The organism is Mycobacterium sp. NGS63 (assembly GCF_059812295.1).
In genome coordinates this window covers 1-274 of record NZ_JCALCJ010000022.1, presented here as the reverse complement: position 1 = coordinate 274, position 274 = coordinate 1, and the positions used below count along the sequence as shown (strand labels likewise).

At 64.6% G+C, this 274-nt stretch carries 1 pseudogene; it reads right to left on the bottom strand.

The window, feature by feature from the left end:
* Positions 1 to 274 (bottom strand): annotated as a pseudogene (locus tag AC5Y4Z_RS26215) (glycosyltransferase); the annotation flags it as partial.

Here is a 274-nt window from a genome sequence, read left to right as displayed (position 1 = left end):
GTGTCGAACATCGTTGGGCCGCATGCCATTACATCGGTGAGCAGGTAGCGGCCGGCGTCGGGTGCCCGGCGCACCGTTTCCTCGGCGGCGCTGGCGCCGGTCGGCTTGACCGCGTCTTCGAAGTTGATGCTCACTTGAAACACTTCTGGTTCGGCGTCGAGCACCGCAGTCAGGCGGGTGATGAGGTTCTCGGGGGCGAAAAACCGCCACCCTTCGCCCAGGTGCAGCCAGAAACGTCCGTCAATCTGAGCGCGTAGTTGCGCGAGTTGGGGGG